Source organism: Streptomyces sp. NPDC050856 (assembly GCF_040653855.1).
Classification (GTDB): Bacteria; Actinomycetota; Actinomycetes; order Streptomycetales; family Streptomycetaceae; genus Streptomyces.
This window is the reverse complement of record NZ_JBFAGV010000073.1, coordinates 1-1,413: the sequence shown is the minus strand read 5'-3', so window position 1 is coordinate 1,413 and position 1,413 is coordinate 1. Positions and strand designations below refer to the sequence as shown.

Sequence of the window (1,413 nt, the reverse complement as noted above, 5' to 3'; positions counted from 1 at the left end):
ACACAGTGGACGCGAGCAACTGAGGACAAGCCCTCGGCCTATTAGTACCGGTCAACTCCACCCATTACTGGGCTTCCATATCCGGCCTATCAACCCAGTCGTCTACTGGGAGCCTTACCCTCTCAAGGAGGTGGGAATACTCATCTCGAAGCAGGCTTCCCGCTTAGATGCTTTCAGCGGTTATCCCTCCCGAACGTAGCCAACCAGCCATGCCCTTGGCAGGACAACTGGCACACCAGAGGTTCGTCCGTCCCGGTCCTCTCGTACTAGGGACAGCCCTTCTCAATATTCCTACGCGCACAGCGGATAGGGACCGAACTGTCTCACGACGTTCTAAACCCAGCTCGCGTACCGCTTTAATGGGCGAACAGCCCAACCCTTGGGACCGACTCCAGCCCCAGGATGCGACGAGCCGACATCGAGGTGCCAAACCATCCCGTCGATATGGACTCTTGGGGAAGATCAGCCTGTTATCCCCGGGGTACCTTTTATCCGTTGAGCGACGGCGCTTCCACAAGCCACCGCCGGATCACTAGTCCCGACTTTCGTCCCTGCTCGACCCGTCGGTCTCACAGTCAAGCTCCCTTGTGCACTTACACTCAACACCTGATTGCCAACCAGGCTGAGGGAACCTTTGGGCGCCTCCGTTACCCTTTAGGAGGCAACCGCCCCAGTTAAACTACCCATCAGACACTGTCCCTGATCCGGATCACGGACCCAGGTTAGACATCCAGCACGACCAGAGTGGTATTTCAACGACGACTCCACCTGAACTGGCGTCCAAGCTTCACAGTCTCCCACCTATCCTACACAAGCCGAACCGAACACCAATATCAAACTGTAGTAAAGGTCCCGGGGTCTTTCCGTCCTGCTGCGCGAAACGAGCATCTTTACTCGTAGTGCAATTTCACCGGGCCTATGGTTGAGACAGTCGAGAAGTCGTTACGCCATTCGTGCAGGTCGGAACTTACCCGACAAGGAATTTCGCTACCTTAGGATGGTTATAGTTACCACCGCCGTTTACTGGCGCTTAAGTTCTCAGCTTCGCCCTGTCGAAACAGAGCTAACCGGTCCCCTTAACGTTCCAGCACCGGGCAGGCGTCAGTCCGTATACATCGCCTTACGGCTTCGCACGGACCTGTGTTTTTAGTAAACAGTCGCTTCTCGCTGGTCTCTGCGGCCACCCCCAGCTCGAGGAGCACGTCCTCTCACCAGTGATGGCCCCCCTTCTCCCGAAGTTACGGGGGCATTTTGCCGAGTTCCTTAACCATAGTTCACCCGAACGCCTCGGTATTCTCTACCTGACCACCTGAGTCGGTTTAGGGTACGGGCCGCCATGAAACTCGCTAGAGGCTTTTCTCGACAGCATAGGATCATCCACTTCACCACAATCGGCTCGGCATCAGGTCTCAG

At 56.1% G+C, this 1,413-nt stretch carries 1 rRNA gene; it reads right to left on the bottom strand.

Annotated features, from left to right (window positions below):
- Positions 1-21: 21 nt before the first annotated feature.
- A 23S ribosomal RNA gene (locus AB0H53_RS29095) occupies positions 22-1,413 on the bottom strand; the annotation flags it as partial.